Annotated in this window: 2 protein-coding genes; both read left to right on the plus strand. The window is 33.3% G+C overall.

Annotated features, from left to right (window positions below; all coding sequences use genetic code 11):
• On the plus strand, positions 1-229 hold a 229-nt coding region (locus AOG54_RS04260), incomplete at its 5' end, for an AMP-binding enzyme (protein ID WP_162200863.1).
• Positions 216-728, plus strand: a complete 513-nt coding sequence (locus tag AOG54_RS04265) for a hypothetical protein (protein ID WP_048101267.1) — start codon at positions 216-218, stop codon at positions 726-728. The genes AOG54_RS04260 and AOG54_RS04265, both read left to right, overlap by 14 nt.
• Positions 729-787: the final 59 nt, after the last annotated feature.

The raw sequence follows: 787 nt of genomic DNA on the forward strand, positions 1-787 counted from the left end.
AGAATGTGCTGTAATAGGCATAAGGGATGAGCACCGTGGTGAAACGGTAAAGGCTGTAATAGTAAGGAATGATAATACATTAACTGAGAATGATGTAATAAATTTCTGCAGGGATAAGCTTGCAGTTTACAAGGTGCCAAAAATCATAGAATTCAGGGATGAGCTGCCAAAGACACTTGTTGGAAAGGTGGATAAGAAGGCATTGCGTGGTGAAAATGAGAACAAATAAAAAATATCTAAAAATTGTGGTCATTTCACTGGCATTAATAATCATATTAAGCTTTATTCCCTATTATGGAAGTTTTCTACATCAGGGCAGGAATGGAAATGAAAACAATTCCAGTACAGCCAGTGACCCACAAAATTTCTTTTTTATAAATATAACCAAAATAACACTTCATGATGCAGTTATTACACCAGAGTTGAATGGAACCTACCATATTACAGCTGCCTCTGCGTCATTTAATAATCTTACCCTGCAGCACACCGTATTGGGAAATAAAATTATAACCATAACAGCACCATATGGAAATATTACAGGCCTGAATGTATGGTCAAACACCCTTAGCTTTTCAGCAATTAACACACTGGTAAATGGTATATTAAATGTAATAACCACCATAACTGGAATTTTAAGCGGGAATCTAACCGTGTATAATCTATCAATTGAGGCAACCTATTTTAGTGCATCTAGCCAGCAATTAAATAATGGAAATGTAACATTATAATGGATTTTATTAGATATTATTTTTAAAATTTTAATTTTACATATATAAAGAAATTCTTA

This window comes from Acidiplasma aeolicum, from assembly GCF_001402945.1.
GTDB classification, from domain to species: Archaea; Thermoplasmatota; Thermoplasmata; order Thermoplasmatales; family Thermoplasmataceae; genus Acidiplasma; species Acidiplasma aeolicum.